Annotated in this window: 16 protein-coding genes; 7 read left to right on the plus strand and 9 right to left on the minus strand. The window is 65.6% G+C overall.

What is annotated here, in order from left to right:
* Window positions 1–41: 41 nt before the first annotated feature.
* Window positions 42–1178: an alpha-hydroxy acid oxidase gene (locus QX094_RS25020; protein ID WP_316175271.1), complete on the minus strand. Its 1137-nt coding sequence runs from the start codon at window positions 1176–1178 to the stop codon at window positions 42–44.
* Between the two features lie 420 nt (window positions 1179–1598).
* Between QX094_RS25020 and QX094_RS25025 the strand changes: the two genes are divergently transcribed.
* Window positions 1599–2933 (plus strand): S41 family peptidase, encoded by a 1335-nt coding sequence (locus tag QX094_RS25025; protein WP_315827483.1) that lies wholly within the window; start codon window positions 1599–1601, stop codon window positions 2931–2933.
* A 234-nt stretch (window positions 2934–3167) separates the two neighbouring features.
* Here the strand turns inward: QX094_RS25025 and QX094_RS25030 are convergent, their stop codons facing one another.
* The 5 genes from QX094_RS25030 to QX094_RS25050 all read right to left on the minus strand — a co-directional run bounded on the left by QX094_RS25030 (window position 3168) and on the right by QX094_RS25050 (window position 10309).
* Window positions 3168–5882, minus strand: coding sequence for an EAL domain-containing protein (locus QX094_RS25030; protein WP_316175272.1), 2715 nt, complete (start codon window positions 5880–5882; stop codon window positions 3168–3170).
* A 151-nt stretch (window positions 5883–6033) separates the two neighbouring features.
* Window positions 6034–6528 carry a cyclic pyranopterin monophosphate synthase MoaC gene (gene moaC, locus QX094_RS25035; RefSeq protein ID WP_315750926.1) on the minus strand — a complete coding sequence of 165 codons (495 nt, stop codon included), beginning with the start codon at window positions 6526–6528 and terminating at the stop codon, window positions 6034–6036.
* Window positions 6529–6530: 2 nt separating this feature from the next.
* Entirely contained in the window at window positions 6531–7349 is an 819-nt protein-coding gene (gene trpC / locus QX094_RS25040; protein ID WP_316175274.1) for an indole-3-glycerol phosphate synthase TrpC, read from the minus strand.
* A 16-nt stretch (window positions 7350–7365) separates the two neighbouring features.
* Entirely contained in the window at window positions 7366–8379 is a 1014-nt protein-coding gene (gene trpD, locus QX094_RS25045) for an anthranilate phosphoribosyltransferase (RefSeq protein WP_315711632.1), read from the minus strand.
* 22 nt (window positions 8380–8401) lie between these two features.
* Window positions 8402–10309, minus strand: coding sequence for a peptidylprolyl isomerase (locus tag QX094_RS25050; protein ID WP_316175289.1), 1908 nt, complete (start codon window positions 10307–10309; stop codon window positions 8402–8404).
* A gap of 222 nt (window positions 10310–10531) precedes the next feature.
* Here QX094_RS25050 and tpiA point away from each other — a divergent pair, with 222 nt between their 5' ends.
* Window positions 10532–11287: a triose-phosphate isomerase gene (gene tpiA / locus QX094_RS25055; RefSeq protein WP_315711634.1), complete on the plus strand. Its 756-nt coding sequence runs from the start codon at window positions 10532–10534 to the stop codon at window positions 11285–11287.
* 27 nt (window positions 11288–11314) lie between these two features.
* On the opposite strand, the gene QX094_RS25060 is transcribed toward tpiA, so the two are convergent.
* Window positions 11315–11842 carry a GNAT family N-acetyltransferase gene (locus QX094_RS25060; RefSeq protein ID WP_315711635.1) on the minus strand — a complete coding sequence of 176 codons (528 nt, stop codon included), beginning with the start codon at window positions 11840–11842 and terminating at the stop codon, window positions 11315–11317.
* 2 nt (window positions 11843–11844) lie between these two features.
* Window positions 11845–12411 (minus strand): XRE family transcriptional regulator, encoded by a 567-nt coding sequence (locus tag QX094_RS25065; RefSeq protein ID WP_315711636.1) that lies wholly within the window; start codon window positions 12409–12411, stop codon window positions 11845–11847.
* A 210-nt stretch (window positions 12412–12621) separates the two neighbouring features.
* On the opposite strand from QX094_RS25065, the gene secG reads away from it, so the two are divergent.
* The 5 genes from secG (at window position 12622) to QX094_RS25090 (ending at window position 17521) form a co-directional block, all read left to right on the plus strand.
* Window positions 12622–13005 (plus strand): preprotein translocase subunit SecG, encoded by a 384-nt coding sequence (secG, locus tag QX094_RS25070; protein ID WP_316185825.1) that lies wholly within the window; start codon window positions 12622–12624, stop codon window positions 13003–13005.
* A gap of 167 nt (window positions 13006–13172) precedes the next feature.
* Window positions 13173–14804 (plus strand): CTP synthase, encoded by a 1632-nt coding sequence (locus QX094_RS25075; protein WP_316188250.1) that lies wholly within the window; start codon window positions 13173–13175, stop codon window positions 14802–14804.
* Between the two features lie 198 nt (window positions 14805–15002).
* A complete protein-coding gene (locus QX094_RS25080) occupies window positions 15003–15329 on the plus strand; it encodes an NIPSNAP family protein (RefSeq protein ID WP_316188251.1) in 327 nt (108 codons plus the stop codon).
* Between the two features lie 117 nt (window positions 15330–15446).
* Complete coding sequence (gene kdsA / locus QX094_RS25085) at window positions 15447–16310, plus strand: 3-deoxy-8-phosphooctulonate synthase (RefSeq protein WP_316188252.1); 864 nt, start codon at window positions 15447–15449, stop codon at window positions 16308–16310.
* Window positions 16310–17521, plus strand: coding sequence for an MFS transporter (locus QX094_RS25090; protein ID WP_316188253.1), 1212 nt, complete (start codon window positions 16310–16312; stop codon window positions 17519–17521). Before kdsA ends, QX094_RS25090 begins: the two co-directional genes overlap by 1 nt.
* 2041 nt (window positions 17522–19562) lie before the next feature.
* Here QX094_RS25090 and queF read toward each other — a convergent pair.
* On the minus strand, window positions 19563–20039 hold the full coding sequence (queF, locus tag QX094_RS25095; RefSeq protein ID WP_316188254.1) for a preQ(1) synthase: 477 nt from the start codon (window positions 20037–20039) through the stop codon (window positions 19563–19565).
* Window positions 20040–20124 lie beyond the last annotated feature (85 nt).

Consider the following 20124-nt stretch of genomic DNA (forward strand, 5'->3'; position numbering starts at 1 on the left):
CGGGTCGACGATGCCTTGCGTGGGACGGAAGCGGCGCCTCCTCAATACCGGTAGGGCTCGATGTCGACCAGCGGAAACGCGCTGACCACGCTCGGCAGGTTGGTGGCGGCCGCCGGATGCAGATAGGACGCGTTCAGCTCCGCGAACGAGGTGACGCCGAGCAGGCCGAGCGTGCGGATCACCTCGTCCTCCAGCAGCTCGAGCATGCGCAGGATGCCGTCCTCGCCGGCCGCGGCGAGCGCCCAGCATTGCAGCCGGCCGATGCCGACGAGGTCGGCGCCGGAGGCGATCGCCTTGACGATGTCGGTGCCGCGGCAGAAGCCGCCGTCGACCATGATCTTTGCCCGGCTCTTCACGGCGGCGACGATCTCCGGCAGCACATGCATGGCTCCGCGGCCATGGTCGAGCTGGCGGCCGCCATGGTTGGAGACGTAGATCCAGTCGACGCCGTGATCGACCGCAATCTGCGCGTCCTCGGCGGTCGCGATGCCCTTGATGATCAGCGGCAGCTTGAACTTGTCCTTGATCAGCTTGACGGTGTGCCAGCTCAGCGCCTTCTGGTGGTCGCCGCCGGTCGCGCGCAGCCGGCTTTCGCGGACGTAGCGCTTGGCGATGTCGCGCTCACGCCGGCTGTAATGGGCGGTGTCGACGGTCAGGCAGAACGCGGTGTAGCTGTTGGCGACCGCCCGGCTCACATAGTCCTCGACGAAGGCGTCGTCGCCGCGGACATAGAGCTGGAAGATTCGCAGCGCGTCGGGCGCGGCCTCGGCGGTCTTCTCCAGCCCGGGTTCCGACACCGAGCTCAGCATGTGCACGGCTCCGAATCGGCCCGCCCCGCGGGCCACGCTGGCCGCCCCTGCCGGATCGAAGATTTCGAGCGCACCGACCGGGGCCATGACCACCGGCAGGCGCAGCTTGCGTCCGAAAGTTTCAACCGAGGCATCGACCCTGGACACGTCGCGCAGCACGCGCGGACGGAACGCGATCTCGTCGAGCGCCATCCGGTTCCGGCGCAGCGTGGTCTCGGTTTCGGCCCCGCCGATGATGTAGTCCCAGGCGTTCTGGTTGAGCTGGGCGCGCGCCTTGCGGATGAGCTCGTGCAGGTTCTGGAACTTCTCGTCGCTCGAGCCGAGTTCGACGTTCCGCCACCCGGCCTCGATCGGGGTCCGTTGGTTCATGTTTGCCTCCCAGCGACTGTCATGCTTGCGGTTTTGCTGCGGAGCATTGCCCATCGAGCGGGCCGGGAGCAAGCCATTCCGAACTCGAGCTTCCCGGGCGCGCGCGGGGAGCGGCGCCCCGCAGGCCCAGGCCATCAAATCGCGGCGTGGTACACGGCTCGTCGAATTGTGATCATGGGTGTCCGTGAAAGCCGGGGTATGTTCAGCCGGGCCCGGCGCCGGCGCAGCCTTGAGCTTGATTTCAGCCTGTGAACGTCCATTTCGGATGCGAGCGCCGGCGGTCGGGCCCCGGTACGGCGGCGCAATATCGGCCTTGAAGAAACCGGAAATGTGGTGTGTGTTCGCAACACAAATCGCGCCGGCGATGCGTGCGGACCATTTGATCGGCCGGCCATCCAACAAACGCTCGGGAAGCAAACAATGCGAAAAAACTGGCTGTTCTTGGCGGGCACGATGACCGGCGTCGGGCTGACCCTGATGGTCACGGGTCCCGACGGCGCGCAACTCGTTGCGAAGGCCAAGGCCGCGGCCGGCATGGCCGACACCTATTCGCAGCTCAATCTGTTCGGCGCGGTGTTCGAGCGTGTTCGCGCCGACTATGTCGAGAAGCCGAGCGATCCCGCGCTGATCGAAGGCGCCATCAACGGCATGGTGTCCTCGCTCGATCCGCATTCGCGCTACATGAACGACAAGTCCTGGCGCGACATGCAGGAGACCACGTCCGGCGAGTTCGGCGGACTCGGTCTCGAGGTCACCATGGAGGAGGGCTTGGTCAAGGTCGTCGCGCCGATCGATGACACGCCCGCGTCCAAGGCCGGCGTTCTCTCGGGCGATCTCATTGCCAAGATCGACGGCGAGGCGGTGCAGGGACTGACGCTCGAGCAGGCCGTCGCCAAGATGAAGGGCGGCGTCAACACCAAGACCAAGCTCACCATCATGCGCAAGGGCAAGGACGCACCGCTCGACGTTACGCTGACGCGCGAGATCATCAAGGTGCGCCCGGTGCGCTATCACACCGAAGGCGGCGACATCGGTTATATCCGCATCACATCCTTCAACGAGCAGACCACCGAGAGTCTGCGCAAGGCGGTCGCCAGCATCTCCAAGGAGATCCCGCAGGAGAAGCTCGCCGGCTACGTGGTCGACCTGCGCAACAATCCGGGCGGGCTGCTCGATCAGGCCGTGTCGGTCTCCAGCACGTTCCTGCCGCGGGGCGAGGTGGTCTCCACCCGCGGCCGCAATCCGGAGGAGACGCAGCGCTTCACCGCGCGCGGCGGCGACCTCACCAAGGGCAAGCCGCTCGTGGTGCTGATCAATGGCGGCTCGGCCTCGGCGTCGGAGATCGTGGCCGGCGCGCTGCACGATCACAAGCGTGCGACCCTGGTCGGCACGCGCTCGTTCGGCAAGGGCTCGGTGCAGACCATCATTCCGCTCGGCGCTGGCAACGGCGCGCTGGCGCTGACCACGGCGCGCTACTACACGCCGTCGGGCCGCTCGATCCAGGCGCAGGGCATCGCGCCGGACATCGAGGTGAAGCAGGACGTGCCGGACGAACTGAAGGATCGCGGCGACCTCAAGGGCGAGGCCGGCATGCGCGGCCATCTCTCCGCTGCCGACGGCACCGAGCAGACCGGCTCGCAGTCCTACGTTCCGCCGGACGAGAAGGACGACAAGGCGCTGCACGCCGCATTCAACGTGCTGCGGGGCGTCACGGTGAACGCTGACGTCCGCGCCAAGGCGGCGGTGCCGAACTGATCTGCGAAGCGGGCGGGTGCGCGGCTTGCGATGCTCACACCCGACGGGGCGGCCCTGAGGCCGTCCCGCCGTGGTTTTCGACCAGCGTGTACAGGCGAACACGGAGTATGTCCGTCTGTGTCCCGTAGATCATGGCGGCGCCGTGGACTTCAAGGCACGACCAGTCGGCAGGGTTTGAATCTGGCTTGCGGAAAAGCCTCAAATTGCAACGGTATTTATCGGTTCGGAACCGGCTCAGGCGGCGTCCGAGCGCGAACGGCGGCCGGATGAGGGATTGGCGCGCTGCGCAGCGAACAATTGCCGCACGTCGGCTGCGGGCTTCGGAGGGCTGAACAGATAGCCCTGCATCTCCGAGCAGCCGAGCCGCTTCAGCACCTGCCGCTGCGCCTCGGTCTCGACGCCCTCGGCGGTCGTCGACATCTTGCGGATGGCGGCGATGTTGACCACGGCCTGGACGATCGCCGCGGAACCCTCGCTCTCGGTGATGTCCTTGACGAAACAGCGGTCGATCTTGATCTTGTCGAACGGAATGCGCTGGAGATAGCTGAGGCTCGAATAGCCGGTGCCGAAATCGTCGAGCGCGATGCGGACGCCGAGCGCGCGCAACTGGTGCAGGGTGTCGAGCGCGTCGTCGTCGCGGATCAGCACCGCTTCGGTGATCTCGAGCTCCAGCCGATGCGGCGGCAGGCCGGAGGTCGCAAGTGCATTGGCGACCTTGAGCGCCAGGGTGCCGCTCTTGAACTGCACCGGCGAGACGTTGACGGCGAGCCGGATGTCGTCCGGCCAGCTCACCGCCTCGGTGCAGGCGACCTGGAGGACGCGTTCGCCGAGCAGGTTGATGAGGCCGGTGTCCTCGGCGATCGGAATGAACTCGGCCGGCGAGACGGCGCCGCGGGTCGGATGCCTCCAGCGCACCAGCGCCTCGCAACCGACGATGCGGTCGTCCTGCAGGCTCAGACAAGGCTGGTAGTAGACCTCGAGTCGATCGTCGGCCATGGCCTGGCGCAGGTCGACCTCGAGCTGGTGGCGCGCCTTGATCTGGGCGTCCATCTCGGGCTCGAAGAAGCGCCAGGTGCGGCGTCCCGCGGCCTTGGCGGCGTACATCGCCAGATCGGCGTTCTTCATGATCTGGTCGAGATCGGTGCCGTGCTCGGGGATCAACGCCACGCCGATCGAGGCGTCGGCGGTGAGCTGATGGCCGAGGCAGTCACGCGGAGCGCGGATCGCGCCGAGAATATCCTCGATCAGCTGTTCGACATCCTCCCGGTTGCGGATCGCCGTCTGGACCACGGCGAACTCGTCGCCGCCAAGGCGGGCGACGAACCCCGCGGTGCCGACACAGGCGCTCAGGCTCGCCGCGACGGATTTCAACAGCTCGTCGCCGATGAGGTGGCCGAGCGAATCGTTGACGCCTTTGAACTCGTCGATGTCGATGTAGTGCAGCGCGAGGCGCCGGCCTTGGGGGACGCCGATCAGCTCCTCCTTGAGGCGTTCGTGGAACAGGGTGCGGTTCGGCAGATCCGTCAGGGCGTCGTAGTGCGCCAGATGCGTGATCTGCTCCTCGGACCGTTTGCGCTCGGTAATGTCCTCGTGGGTGGCGAGCCAGCCGCCGCCCGCGATCGGCTCGTTGACGATCTGGATCCAGCGACCGTCCGTGGTCTCGATGATCTGCGAGGTCTTGCGGCCGATGTCGCGCAGCACCGCATCGGCATATTCGACGTCGTCGCCCGCCAGCGAGCCGGTGGCCTTGCGGTGCGCGATCAGCGCGCGAAACGTGCAGCCTGGTTTCACGACGTCGGCAGACAGGCCGTACATGTCGACGTAGCGCTGGTTGCTGATGACCAGGCGCTCCGATGCATCGAACAGCAAGAGGCCCTGGGTCATGTTGTTGACGGCCTTGTCGAGCCGTTCCTTCTCCAGCGTCAAGCGGCGGCTGGAGGCGTCGTGGTCGCTGATCAGCCGGCGCACCACGACGTAAAGCATGCCGGCGATCAGCAGCACCGACGTCACGCCGACGGCGATCAGGAAGCGCATCTGCTCGCGCCAGTCGGCGAGCGCCGCCGAGACCGTCGTCGTCGCAGTCACGATCAAGGGATAGCTCGTCAGCCGGTGCGATGCGCCGATGCGGTGCTCGCCGTCGACGGGGCTGCTGAAAATGCCCGTGGTGTTGCCATCGCCGGCCAGGATCTGGCGGAAGATCGGCGCGTTCTTGTAGTTCTGGTTCTGCATGCCCTCATGGCGTGGATGGCGGGCCAGAAGGGTTCCGTCGCGATGCATCATCGAGATCGCCGCGTCGGGACCGAGCGCGACCGAGGCGAAGAACCGCTCGACATTGATGGGTTCGAGACTGCGGCTGATGATGCCCAGGAACTCGCCGTTGGGACTGGTCAGTTTCAGGGCAATGACTGCGACATATGTGCCGGTGATCCGGCCCACCACCGGTTCGATCAGCAGTTGCGGCGCGGTCGGATCGGATTTCAGCCGCTTGAAGAAGGTGCGATCGGCAATGTTGACGGGCGGCACCGGCCAGGCCGCTCCGGAGTTGATCAGGTTGCCGTCGGAGTCGAAGATGTTCAAACCGCCGACATAGGTCACCGCGCTCAGCTTGTCCTTCAGCATGGCATTGACGGCGGCGCTTCCCATCTGCTCCTTGAAGCGGGCGCCGCTGTCGATGTGGTTCTGTCGGACGTAGTTGGCGAGATCGCGCTGGATCGCGCCGAGATCCTCCATCTGCTGATCGAAATGGCGCGCCAGCAGGAGGACGGTGTTCTCCAGCTCGCGCGTCGCGCTGTTCAGCGCGCGTTCCCGGAAACTGTCGGCCATGATGGTCGTACCGATCGCGATGGCTGCAATCAGCACGAGGCCTCCGCCGACCAGCCAGCGGATCGGTCCACCGCGGTCGGTCGAAGCTCTGAGGGCATTCCCTGGACTGGTGGTATCGGTCGTCATCGGTCCTGAATACGCTTGCGATCGGCGCTTCGGGATGGACCGCTACGATGTCCCTCCCACAACCATTGCTATCGGTCCGCGATGGAAGTGAGGTTAGGAAGTTGAGTTAGCGAACAATTAATTCGAAGTTGTATTTGGCTTGGTAATCTCTTCAGGCGCGATAGTGCCCGGACTTGCCGCCGATCTTTTCGGTCAAGCGGATACCTTCGATGCGTACGCCGCGCTCGGCCGCCTTGATCATGTCGTAAATGGTCAGGCAGGCGACGGACACGGCCGTCAGGGCTTCCATCTCCACGCCGGTCGGCCCGGTCACCTTGACGGTGGCGCTGACGAGGCAGCCGGGTAGCGCGGCATCGGGCGTGATGTCGACGGAGACCTTGGACAGCGCCAGCGGGTGGCACAGAGGAATCAGCTCGGAGGTCCGCTTGGCGGCCATGATGCCTGCGATGCGGGCAGTTCCGAGCACGTCACCTTTTTTGGCGTTGCCGGACAGGATGAGCTCGAGCGTCGCCGGGCTCATGACGACGCGGCCCTCGGCGGTCGCGGTTCGCTCGGTCGCGGCCTTGTCCGACACGTCGACCATGCGGGCTTCGCCGCGGGCGTCGATGTGGGTGAGGGCGGGAGCGTCGGGCGACTTGTCGGACATGGTCACTCAGCCGCGCTGGCGGAGGCGGCATTGCGCGCAAGCAGCTCGCGCGTCGCCGCCGTGACGTCCGCCTGCCGCATCAGGCTCTCGCCGACCAGGAAGGTCTGGATGCCGACGCGCGCCAGGCGCGCGAGATCGGCCGAAGTGAAGATGCCGCTCTCGCCGACCAGAAGACGCTCGACCGGGACCAGCGGCGCCAGCGCTTCGGAGGTCGCCAGCGTGGTCTCGAAGGTTCGCAGGTTGCGGTTGTTGATGCCGATCATCGGCGAGCGCAGCTTCAGCGCGCGATCGAGCTCGGCGCGATCATGGATTTCGATCAGGACATCCATGCCGTGGGCGAGCGCGGCAGCCTCGATGTCCGCAGCGGCGGCATCGTCCAGCGCGGCCATGATGATGAGGATACAGTCGGCGCCGTGAGCACGCGCCTCGATCACCTGGTAGGTGTCGAACATGAAGTCCTTGCGCAGCACGGGCAGGGCGGTTGCGGCCCGCGCGGCGACCATGAAGTCGAGATGGCCCTGGAACGACGGCGTGTCTGTCAGCACCGACAGGCAGGCCGCGCCGCCGGCCTCGTAGGCCTTGGCAAGCACCGGCGGATCGAAATCGGCGCGGATCAGTCCCTTGGACGGCGAGGCCTTCTTCACCTCGGCGATCAAGGCGTAGTCGCCGTTCGCATGCTTGGCTCGGATCGAGGCAACGAAGCCGCGCGGCGGCGAAGCGTCACGCGCGCGGGCCTCGAGCTCCGGCAACGGGCATGCCCGCTTGGCTGCCGCGATCTCCCCGCGCTTATACGCTTCGATCTTGGTCAGGATGTCCGACATGGCACGCTCCGGTGGATCAGCTGTTGGAGACCTCGATCAGCTGCTTCAGCCGCGCCGCTGCGGCGCCGCTGTCGAGCGAATCCCGGCCGATTGCGACGCCTTCCTTCAGCGTCTTGGCGCGGCCGGAAACGACCAGCGCCGCCGCGGCGTTCAGCAGCGCCACGTCGCGATAGGGGCTCGGCAGGCCGTCCAGGACGCTCTGCAGGGCCACCGCGTTGGCTTCGGCGTCGCCGCCCTTCAGACCGTCGCTGCCGCACAGGCCAAGCCCGGCCTCTTCGGGCGTGACCTCGAAGGTGCGGATATGACCGTTCTCCAGCGCGGCGACAAAGGTCGGGCCGGTCAAGGTGATCTCGTCGAGCCCGTCGGAGCCGTGCACGACCCAGGCGGCCTCCGAGCCGAGATTCTTCAACACGTGGGCCAACGGCTCGACCCATTGCCGCGAGAACACGCCGACCATCTGGCGCCTGACGCCGGCCGGATTGGACAGGGGACCGAGCAGATTGAAGATCGTGCGGGTGGCGAGCTCGACCCGGGTCGGCCCGACGTTCTTCATCGCCGGATGATGCGCGGGCGCGAACATGAAGCCGATGCCGGCCTCGCGCACGCAGCGCCCGACCTGGTCCGGCTTCAGGTCGATCTTGACGCCGAGCGCGGCGAGCACGTCGGCGGCGCCGGAGCGGGACGACAGTGCGCGGTTGCCGTGTTTGGCGACCGGCACGCCGGCGCCGGCCACGATGAAGGAGGCGCAGGTCGAGACGTTGACCGAGCCGGAGCCGTCACCGCCGGTGCCGACGATGTCGACCGCGCTCGCCGGCGCATCGACGCGCAGCATCTTCGCCCGCATCACGCTGACGGCGCCGGTGATCTCCTCGACCGTCTCGCCGCGCACGCGCAGCGCCATCAGCAGCGCGCCCATCTGCGACGGCGTCGCCTCGCCCGACATCATGCTGTCGAAGGCGGACGCCGCCTCCTCGCGGGACAGCGGCGCGCCGGTCGCCACCTTGCCAATGATCGACTTGAGATCGTCCATCACGCGTGCCCCTAGCAAACCGTCACTGATTGTTGCCGCCGACCACCTGGGCCACCGCAGCCTCGTTGATCGTCGTCCCGATGTCCTTCTCGAGCTTCATGACATAGGCCGTGCCTTGCTCGTCGGCGAGCGCGCGCTGCAACTGGTCCTTCAGCTTCTTGGTATCTTCGGACGCGAGGTCGACCTTAGGCTCGATGATGTCGGTGACACGGAACACAATCCACCGCCGGCCGCCATCAGCCTCGGTCTGGCCGACGCCGTCCTTTGCCGTGCGGAATGCGGCGGTGATCGCGCCGGTGGGGACGCCGGGCACCGAGGCGTCGCGCTTGAACGCACTGGCCGCCCCGACCTTCACGCCGAGCGATGCCGCCTCGTCGGCGAGCTTGCCGCCCTCGCTGAGCTTCTTGACCAGCTCGGTGGCCTTCGCGCGCAGCTTGGTGGCGACCTCGTCATCGCGCCAGCGCGCGGCGACCTGATCCTTGACCTCGTCGAGGGGGCGATCGCGCGGCGGGGTGATGCCGAGAACCTCGAACCAGACATAGCCGCCGCGGAACGAGATCGGCTCGTTGTCGACACCGACATCGCTGGTGAAGGCCTGCGCAACGACATCGAGGCCAAGCGGGATGTTCGAAACGGGCTGGCCGTTGGGTTGCTTGCCGGACCTGTCGACGGCTTCGAGCGTGATGGCATTGAGACCGAGCTTCTTGGCTGCCTCGGCGACGCTGGCGCCACCGCCGCGCTCGTCTTCCATCTTGTCACGAAGATTGGCGACTTGCGACTTGGCGCGGTCGGCTGCGATCTCCTTCTTGATGTCGGCAGCGACGCTCTCATATTCGGGCTGCTGGCCCGGCTGAATCGCGCTGACCTTGACCAGCGCCACGTTGAATGCGCCCTTGACCGGCTGGCTGACCTCGCCGGTCGGCAGCGAGAAGGCGGTATCGGCAACGACAGGGTCGAGAATCGCCGATTTCGTCACCAGACCGAGATCGAGATCGGCCGGGTTGAGGTTGCGCTCCTTGGCGAGCTCGTCGAACGTGACTTCACCCGCGGCGATCCGGGCGCGCGCCGCCTGTGCCTCCTCCATGGTGGGGAAGGTCATCTGCTGGACCTGGCGCTTCTCCGGCGTGCCCATCAGCGCCTTGCGCTGGTCGAACAGCTTCCTGGCGTCCTCGTCAGAAACGTCGGTCGACTTGCCGATCTCTTCGGGCGTCACCACGACGAAGGAGATCTTGCGATATTCCGGCGCCTTGAACTGGGCTTTGTGCTCTTCGAAATAGGACGCGAGAACCTCGGGCGAGGGCGCATCGATGGTGCCGGCCTGCGCCGCGTCGAGCTTGACGTAATCGATCGAGCGCTGCTCGTTCTGGAAGCGGCCGAGCGCCTCGAGCATCGTGTTGGACGGCTCCAGCCCGGCCGCGATCGTGCCGGTGATCTGCCGCCGCAGCGACTGTCGGCGCTGGTCAGCCAGGTAGCGCTGCTCGGTGAAGCCGAAATTGCGGATGATGGCCTGGAAGCGCTGCGGGTCGAACGCCCCGTTCGGGCCCTTGAAGTTGGGATCGCTGAGGATCACCCGCATGGTCTCCGCATCGGACTGGGCGAGACCGAGACGGCGAGCCTGCTCATCGAGGGCGGCTTCCGCAATCGTCTGCTGCAGCACGGAGCGGTCGAGCCCGAACATGCGGGCCTGCTCGGTGGTCAGCGGACGACCGAGCTGGCGGCCGATCTGCTGCAGCCGGTCGGTATAGATCTGCCGGAACTCGTTGACCGAGATCTCCGTGCGTCCCACGGTTGCAGCCGTCGACTGCCCGAAGCCGCGGAAGATGTCGGCGATGCCCCAGATGCCGAAACTGACGATCAAAACGCCCATGACCACCGCCATGATGGTCTTGCCGAGCCAGTTTGATGAGGCCTTGCGTAATCCTCGAAGCATGGGTCCAGTCTGTCTGCAGGAAAAAGGATGAAGAGGCCGCGCCTTAAAGCAGATTCCGCAAAAGGCCGTCACCGAGTTGAAACGGCTTATAAAGAGGCGGCCGCCCGGTCGCAACCTCGGCCCTGAGGCCGATTGAAGCGGTGGGAAGACGGCTCCCGCTCTGGTGCTCGTCGAAGGGCTCTGCTAGCCGATGTCCGTCACAACATTTGCTGGAATCCCGCCATGACCGACCGCATCCGGCCGCTGATCGCCGGCAATTGGAAAATGAACGGCCTGAAGGCCTCGACCGCCGAGTTCGACGCCATGCTGGCCGGAGCCGCCGAGGTCACCGGAAAGGCCGACCTGCTGGTCTGTCCTCCCGCCACCCTGGTGGCAGGCTTCGCCGAGAGGGCGCGCGGCTCCCGCGCGATCGCGGTCGGCGCTCAGGATTGCCACCCCAAGGCGTCGGGAGCCCATACAGGGGACGTTTCGGCGGAGATGCTGGCCGATGCTGGCGCCACCGCCATCATCGTCGGCCATTCCGAGCGGCGCGCCGATCATGGCGAAAGCGATGTTGTGGTGCACCAGAAGACCGAGGCGGTGTGGCGCGCCGGGCTGGTCGCGATCGTTTGCGTCGGCGAAACCCAGCAGCAGCGCGATGCAGGGCAGACGCTCGACATCCTGCGCGGCCAGCTCAACCTCAGCCTGCCGCAGGAATCACGGGCCGGCAACCTGGTCGTGGCCTATGAGCCGGTTTGGGCGATCGGCACCGGCCTGACCCCGACTGCCAAGGATGTCGAGCAGATTCATGCCTTTATCAGAGAGCTGCTGATCGATCGCTTCAAGCAGGAGGGAGCGCGGACGCGCATCCTCTATGGCGGCTCGGTGAAGCCCTCCAATGCGGCCGAGCTGATGGCGGTCGCGAATGTCAACGGCGCGTTGGTCGGCGGCGCCAGCCTGAAAGCCTCAGACTTTCTCGCCATTGCGAAGGGCTGTTGAGAAGCAACGTGAGCGAAAGCGCACGCCTTAGTCCGCCTGTTCGATTCGCTTCCAATAGATCTTCGTGCCGGTAAGGCCGCCATGCGGCTTCAAGGCATAGTCCGGAATGGTTCCGCTCAGCTGGAAGCCGACGCTTTCATAAAGCCGTGAGGCGCCCCCATCCTCGGCGGTATCGAGGACCAGCATCGTCCGACCGTGCGCGCGGGCGAGGTTTTCGGCCGCGCGCAGCAGCGCGGTCGCGATTCCGCGTTTGCGGTGGCTGATGCGCGTCATCATCTTTGCGATCTCGGCGCGGTGCGGCTGGTTCGGCGGCAGCTTCAGCTGCAACGTGACGGTCGCAATCACATCCTCGCCGTCGAAGGCGCCAAGAACGGCTCGTTCGCCGCGCGCCGCGGCCGAAAGCGATTCCCGCCAAAAGGCGTCGGCATCCTCCTCGCGAAGCGGGTGCATGAAACTGACCGAACCACCATCGGCGACCGTCTCGATCAGCATTGCGCGAAGCGCGCTTCGCACGACCGGTGTGTCCGATAGGGATGCAATTCGAATCGCGGACATTCTCAACTCCGGGCAAGCGCCACGACATAGACGCAGGGTGCGTCCGACTCGTTGGCAAAGGTGGTGTCGATCGGTGGGCCGAAGCCGAGGCAGTCGCCGGGGCCGAGGACGTGGCGTTCCGCGCCTTCCGTGATGGTCAATTGCCCGCTCTGCACCCAGAGAAGCTGGCGGATGTGGATGTATGAGGAGGCCGGCAAGGTCACGCTGCGGTGCGCCGGCATCTCGACGGTCACCAACTCGATCGGATGATCCGGCCTGAGAAAGACCTGGCGCCGGACATAGCCCGTGTCCGGATCGCGCCAGACCGGCTGCTCGGCCGCCTTGGACAGGCGCTCCGACTGGGCCTCGGCTCGGAGCATCAAGCCGGCCAGCGTGAGATCGAACGCGCTTGCCAGCTTGACCAGGATGACCGCCGTCGGGCTGACCTCGGCGCGCTCGATCTTACTGATGGTGGCCTTTGACACTCCCGAGCGCTCGGCAAGGTCGGCCAGCGACCAGCCGCGGCTGTCCCGTTCCAGCAGCAGGCGGCGCGCCAGCCGCTGGCTGAAGTCGTCTATTATTTGATCCATATGTCTCTAATAGTAGAAAATGGATGGTCGGGCAAGCCTCGACGACGGGCGGCGCGGCAGCGCTTGTGAGAAGCGCGGCTGCGATTATCTGCGGGGTGGCGTTGCCCGACATGATCGTGTAACACCGCGCAAATTTCCGAATAGCCCGCGAAGCTCTCGCGATCCCGGCCTCCGGCCGGGGCCTGCGAGGGCTTGTGACGGAAGGTCACCATGCAGACTGTCTTGATCGTCATCCACCTCATGATCGTCGCCGTCCTGATCGGCGCGGTGCTGTTGCAGAAGTCCGAAGGCGGCGGCCTCGGCATGGGCGGCGGCGCCGGCTTCATGTCGAGCCGCGGTACCGCAAACCTGCTGACGCGGACCACGGCGATTTTGGCGGTCGGCTTCTTCCTGACGAGCCTGCTGCTGACCTGGCTGGCTGGCTACGATCGCAAACCGACCTCGATTCTCGGCACCTTGCCTGGGCAGACTCAGTCAGGCGGCGCGAGCCCGGTGGCGCCGACCGGGGGCGGCGTGCTCGACCAGCTCAAGAAGGCCGACGAGCAGCAGGCTCCCGCGGCTCCGGCTGCGCCGCAGGCACCGCAATCGCAATAACGCGGATAAGCCATGCAGGAACGCAATTGGCGTCCTGCGTCATGAGGCGGTCTCAAGTTACTGAGACCATTCAGATTTTGAAGTAACCCACAGGCCCGCGACAGCGTTGCGGGCTGCAAGCGATTCGTTTTGGCGAATCGAGCGCGCGGCATTAAAGGTAGGGTCCCATGGCGCGGTACATCTTCATCACCGGCGGCGTGGTTTCCTCGCTCGGAAAGGGTCTGGCTTCAGCCGCGTTAGGCGCGCTGCTGCAGGCCCGCGGCTACAAGGTCCGGCTTCGCAAGCTCGACCCCTATCTCAACCTCGATCCAGGCACGATGTCGCCGTATCAGCACGGCGAAGTGTTCGTGACCGATGATGGCGCCGAGACCGATCTCGATCTCGGACATTACGAACGCTTCACCGGCCGACCGGCGACCAAGGCCGACAACATCACCACGGGCCGGATCTACCAGGACATCCTGACCAAGGAGCGGCGCGGCGACTATCTCGGTGCGACCATCCAGGTCGTCCCGCACGTGACGAACGCGATCAAGGATTTCGTCCTGTCCGGGAATGACGAGTACGATTTCGTGCTGGTCGAGATCGGCGGCACCGTCGGCGACATCGAGGGCCTGCCGTTCTTCGAGGCGATCCGGCAGCTCGGCAATGAGCTGCCGCGCCATCACGCGATCTACATCCACCTCACGCTGCTGCCCTACATCCCGAGCGCCGGCGAGTTGAAGACCAAGCCGACGCAGCATTCGGTCAAGGAGCTGCGCTCGATCGGCATCCAGCCTGACATCCTGTTGTGTCGCACCGACCGCCCGATCCCGAAGGAGGAACGGCGCAAGCTCGGCCTGTTCTGCAACGTGCGAGAAAGCGCCGTCATCGAGGCGCGTGACGTCGACAACATCTATGCCGTGCCGGAGGCCTATCATGCCGCCGGCCTCGACGACGAGGTGCTGGCCGCGTTCGGCATCGAGCCGCGGGTGCCGCCGGCGCTTTCGAGCTGGCACACGATCAACGAGCGCGTCCGCAACCCGGAAGGCGACGTCACGATCGCGATCGTCGGCAAGTACACCGGCATGAAAGACGCCTACAAATCGCTGATCGAGGCGCTGTCGCATGGCGGCATCGCCAACAAGGTGCGCGTCAAGCTCGACTGGATCGAGAGCGAGGTGTTCGAGAACGAAGACCCCGCGCCATTCCTCGAGCACGTCAATGGCATCCTGGTGCCCGGCGGCTTCGGCCAGCGCGGCGCCGAGGGCAAGATCCGTGCGGCGCAATTCGCGCGGGAGCGCGACGTGCCGTATTTCGGCATCTGCTTCGGCATGCAGATGGCGGTCATCGAGGCGGCGCGCAATCTCGTCGGCATCACAGAGGCCAATTCGACCGAGTTCGGTCCGACGCCGGAGCCGCTGGTCGGCCTGATGACGGAATGGCTGCGTGGCAATGAGCTGGAGAAGCGCTCCAAGAGCGGCGATCTCGGCGGCACGATGCGGCTCGGCGCCTATCCTGCGGCGCTCAAGCGCGGCAGCCGCGTCTCCGAGGTCTATGGCGGCGCCACCGAGATCTCCGAGCGGCATCGCCACCGCTACGAGGTCAACACCGCCTACAAGGACCGGCTCGAGCAGCACGGGTTGAAGTTCTCCGGCCTGTCGCCCGACGGCGTGCTGCCGGAGATCGTGGAATACGAGGACCACCCGTGGTTCATCGGCGTCCAGTTCCACCCCGAGCTGAAGTCGCGCCCGTTCGAGCCGCATCCGCTGTTCGCGTCGTTCATTCAGGCCGCAGTGGTGCAGTCGCGACTGGTGTAACGGGCTCGTGGTGCCAAGTCCCGTCATTGCGAGCGGAGCGAAGCAATCCAGAGTCGCGGGCGTGACTCTGGGTTGCTTCGTCGCTGACGCTCCTCGCAACGACGGCCGAGGCGCGCAACGCGACCTTTGACGGCCGCGACGATTGTTGCGACAACGCTCCCCGATCGCGCGAAGCCAGAAAAGATCAGGGAGGATCAGATGATCTACGAGAGCCGCATCTATCGCTGCATTCCGGGCCGGCTGCCGGCGCTGCTGAAGCGTTTCGAAAACACGACGCTGAAGCTGTGGGAGAAGCACGGCATCCGCCCCGTGGGCTTCTTCACGACCCTGATCGGCGAATCCAACCAGGAACTGACCTATTTCCTGGCCTGGGAATCGCTCGCCGAGCGCGAGACCAAGTGGACCAAGTTCATGTCCGATCCCGACTGGATCTCGGCGCGTGCCAAGAGCGAGGAGGACGGCCAGATCGTTGCCAACATCACCAGCCAGTTCCTGGTGCCGACGGCGTTCTCGGCGTTGAAATAGAGCCCGCGGAGGGGCTGGGATGACCGATCCCCGCAACCCTGCTATTCGCAGGCAAACGCCGGTTGATCCGGCAGCCGGCGCTGGGCCATGGTCGCGCGCTCTCATGAGGATGATGTCGTGAACGCTTCGATCTCTGCCGCGCCGGTCGTCAGCCTCGGCTCCGTCAAGTTTGGCAACCACCTGCCGCTCGCCGTGATCGCGGGCCCATGCCAGCTCGAGAGCCGCGCGCATGCGCTCGAGGTCGCCTCGGCGCTGAAGGAGATCGCGACGCGGCTCGGCATCGGGCTCGTCTACAAGACCTCGTTCGACAAGGCCAACCGCACCTCGGCCTCCGCCGCACGCGGCCTCGGCCTGGCGCAGTCGCTGCCGATCTTCGCCGAGATCCGGTCCTCGCTCGGCCTGCCGGTGCTGACCGACGTGCACGACGCCGGCCAATGTGCCGAGGTGGCGCAGGCCGTCGACGTGCTGCAGATCCCGGCATTCCTGTGCCGGCAGACCGACCTGCTGCTGGCGGCCGCGGCGACGGGCAAGGTCGTCAACGTCAAGAAGGGCCAGTTCCTGGCGCCCTGGGACATGGCCAACGTGGTCGCCAAGATCACGGGCTCCGGCAATCGCAACGTGCTGGTCACCGAGCGCGGCGTCTCGTTCGGCTACAACACGCTGGTCTCCGACATGCGGTCGCTGCCGATCATGGCGCGCACGACCGGCGCACCGGTCATCTTCGATGCGACCCACTCCGTGCAGCAGCCGGGCGGCAAGGGCACGTCCTCGGGCGGCGAGCGCGAATTCGTGCCGGTGCTGGCGCGGGCGGCGGTGGCCGTGGGCGTCGCCGGCGTCTTCATCGAGACCCATCCCGATCCCGATCACGCGCCCTCCGACGGGCCGAACATGGTCCCGCTCGCGCAGTTCGAGGGGCTGCTGCGAACGCTGATGGCGTTCGACGCACTCGCCAAGGCGCCGGCGGCGGACGCCGGGCGCTGATGCACCAGACCGCCGCCAAGCCCGCGGGGCAGAAGTTTCCGCCGGCGGTGAACATCATCGCCCTCGCAGGCTTCTCGGCGGCGCTGTCGACGCGGGCGCTCGATCCGGTGCTGCCGCATGTCGCCGAGGATTTCGCGATCAGCATCACCACGGCGGCGAGCATCGCCGCGGGCTATGCGCTGATCTACGCGCTGATCCAGCCGGCGATCGGCGCCGCCGCCGATCTGTTCGGCAAGGCGCGGCTGATGACGCTGTGCCTGGCGCTGCTCGGTGTCGCCAGCATCCTCGGTGCGCTCGCCACCTCGTTTCCGCTGTTGTTCGCGACGCGCATCCTCGCGGGCATCGCCTCGGGCGGCGTGTTTCCGGTGGCGCTTGGGCTGACCAGCGATCTCGTCGCGCCCGACAAGCGGCAGGTCGCGATCGGCCGCACGCTCGCGGGCTCGATGGCGGGCAACCTGCTCGGCGCGACGGCATCCGGCATCATCGGCGATTTCATCGGCTGGCGTGGCGTGCTCGCGATCCTCGGCGCGCTCGGGCTGATCGCCTCCTTCGCGGTGGCGGCAGGCTTTCGCGGCGCCAAGGTCACGCATGCGCCGACCACCGATCTCGCCGCGCTGAGGAAGGGCTACCGCACCATCTTCACCAATCCCAATTCGCGCTTCTGCTTCTCGGCGGTGTTCGTCGAAGGCTGCTGCGTGTTCGGGCTGTTTCCGTTCATCGCCTCGTTCCTGTTCGATCTCGGCGAGACCTCGCTGTCGATCGCGGGCATCGTCATCGCGGGCTTCGCGGTCGGCGGCCTGTTCTACACGTTCACGGTCTCGAACTTCCTGCCGCGGCTCGGCGTCAAGGGCATGATGATCACGGGCGCTGCCCTGGTCGGGCTGCAGCTTGCCGCGCTCGCCTTCGGTCCGGGCTGGAAGCTGCAGTTCGGCTGTATGCTGCTGATGGGCTGGGGCTTCTACATGATCCATGGCTGCCTGCAGGTGTTCGCCAGCGAGCTGTCGATCGGGGCGCGCGCGACCGCGATGTCGCTGCACTCGTTCTTCTTCTTCATGGGCCAGACGGTCGGCCCGATCGCCTATGGCTTCGGCTTGGTCCATGGCGGCAAGCAGCCGACGTTGCTGATCGCCGCCATCATGATGGTCGCGCTCGGCTTCGCCTGCGCCGCGCTGCTGCGGCAGCGGCCGCCGGCGGATGCGGCGGTCAGCTGACGGCCATGTCGGACACGGGCGCGGGCCCATTGCATCTGAAGACATGGTCCCGTCGCGGCAGCAACGCCTGCTAATTTGTTGCTCCGTCATGGCCGGGCTTGTCCCGGTCATCCACGTCGTTCGGCGCGCTGAGAAGGACGTGGATGCCCGGGCCTTCGCCGCGCCGAAGCGGCTTCGGCCGCGCAGGCGGGACAAGCCCGGGCATGACGACGTGGAGACGGGCGAGGGCAAAATGCCCATCGTTAGCTGCGATGGTCCTGGGAAAGTGCGCCGAGGGCGTTTCTCGCTCTCGATGCTGAAGATGCGCGGCTGAGACATATCGGCGCTTTCGTTGGCCGCGGGACGCACCGCCGCCATCTCGCGGCGCGTCGGCGTCCGAGCTTTGCCTTGGGACATGCCCTCCTTCTGAGAAGAGGGCGCGGGGAATGCCGGGAGCTGGCCGCCCCCATGGCCCGCCAGCAGAAAAAATGCTGGCGGCAGGAACCACAGGTTCAGCCGAGACATCCCGGCATTCCCCGCGCGATGGTTGGGCGGCTTATACGTACTCTCCCCGGGGACCGGGCTGTCTTGCCCCCGTAACCGGCGGATCATCACCACCGGCGTGACCTCAGCGTCGGGAGGCCAGGACCATACGATTTCGCCGGCGCATCAGGCTCGTTCGTCCGCATGACTGATCACGCTGCGAACCCGACACGCCCACCGCATCCCGCCTCAACGTCCGTGACGACCGCGAAGCGCCCCTCTGATCGAGACGGGACGACGATAGTCAATCACAAATTCCGATAAAGCGAAAGTGGAATATTTTTAGCGGGAGATCAGGACAAGGGGACCGCCTTGAAAGCGCGGCAAAAATCGGCTTTCAGGAGCAGCGGTTTGCTGGTCGCGAAGGATGGGAAAGCCGAGCGGGAGCGCACCCGTCGGGCGACTCAGGGGCGATGGATTGGCGGCCAGAGATTTATTCCGGGTGCGGTACAGGGCTGAGACCAAGCAGGGCCTGCTCAACTGAAAAGTACCAGGCCAGGTACATGAGTATCAGTGAAGCCGCACAAGCACAGGCTATCTGAACGTTCCCGGAAAAACGGGGCGAGTTCTTTCTGATTCCCACAAGGTAACCACATAGACCGCTGATGACTGCAAATCCCCATGTCGCGAAAGGTCCGTAGATGTGTGTCAAGTATTCGAGGTAAGTGACATAGACAGTGTCCCTGCTATGCGCGACGTGTATCAGGTGTGTGAACCCGAACTCTGGTTCAGGAACTGCCGGCCGATGGGACGCGGTCAGCTCGCATGCCAGGACGAAGCAGAATAGCCATCCACCAATGCCAATTCCGTAACAAAAAAGAACCAGTCTCTGGTACCAACGCCAGCTCACGACGCCACTCTTTATTGTTGCGTTCTGATTTGACATCGGTCCCTCGATCAACACTTACCTATCACACCCCAGAGACCGCCGGGATACGACAACGTCCTCCAGGCTTCATGATACGCTCCGCGCTCGTCCTCTGGGGTCATCATCATTTCTTTCAACCCTCGTTTCGGCCTTTTATTGGATCCTTGCTTGCGGCTGGAAGGATCACCGCAGTGAGCAGATCGTCGGCAACAGCACGGCATCGAGGACGGACGCGATGTTGAGTACGTTCCAGGTCCTGTGTCCAGCTGCCTACAAGGCGAAGTTCGACGGCTATTTCGTTTATAGAGACGCGGGTAGATGCCGCGAAATGTTGGATGCTCCGCCTTTGCGGAGCATGACCGCGTTGCGGGCTTTGGGGATGGCGAAAGCTCAACCCATCACCGCTCGCCGTTTCCAAGGAAGCGGTCGTCTCGTCGACGTGCCTCACAAGGTGTCGATCAGTCGCGGACCGTCATTCCAGGGCAATCGTCGATGCGCAGGCGCGAAGCGGCTACGCGTTGACGATTGAACCCGGAATCTCGAGATTGCGAGGAACGGACGCAAGACAAATATCGAGCTTCCGGGTTCAATGCCTGCGGCCTTGCCCCGGAATGATGGTGGTTGTGACCGGTGGCCGAGCGATGGATCCGCTCAGCCCCGCCCGCGATATGGCGCGACGCCCTGTTCGGGCACCCACAGCCCCTTCGGCAGCTTCCCCGTCTGCCAGAACACGTCGATCGGGATGCCGCCGCGGGGATACCAGTAGCCGCCGATGCGCAGCCATTTCGGCCTGATCTCGGCGGCGAGGCGCTTGCCGATCGCGACGGTGCAGTCCTCGTGGAACGCGCCATGGTTGCGGAAGCTCGCCAAATAGAGTTTGAGCGACTTGGATTCGACCAGCCACGGGCCGGGGGCATAGTCGATCACGAGATGCGCGAAATCCGGCTGGCCCGTCACCGGGCATAGCGAGGTGAACTCCGGCACCGTGAAGCGGGCCAGATAATCGGTGTCCTTCTGCGGGTTGGGAACGCGGTCGAGCGTCGCTGCATCCGGGCTGTCCGGCGCCGCCACCTCTCGGCCCAGCTGAAGGCCGGCCGATGTCGGGGATGTGTTGGGTCTTTTCGCCATGTGTCGTGTCACCTGCCGCAGTGGCGCCCGTTTAGCCAATCGGGGCGCCCCCGTCACCCGCTTCGTGATTTGGTCGTGACTTGAT

It is taken from the genome of Bradyrhizobium sp. SZCCHNS1050 (genome assembly GCF_032484785.1).
In the GTDB taxonomy this organism is placed as follows: Bacteria; Pseudomonadota; Alphaproteobacteria; order Rhizobiales; family Xanthobacteraceae; genus Bradyrhizobium.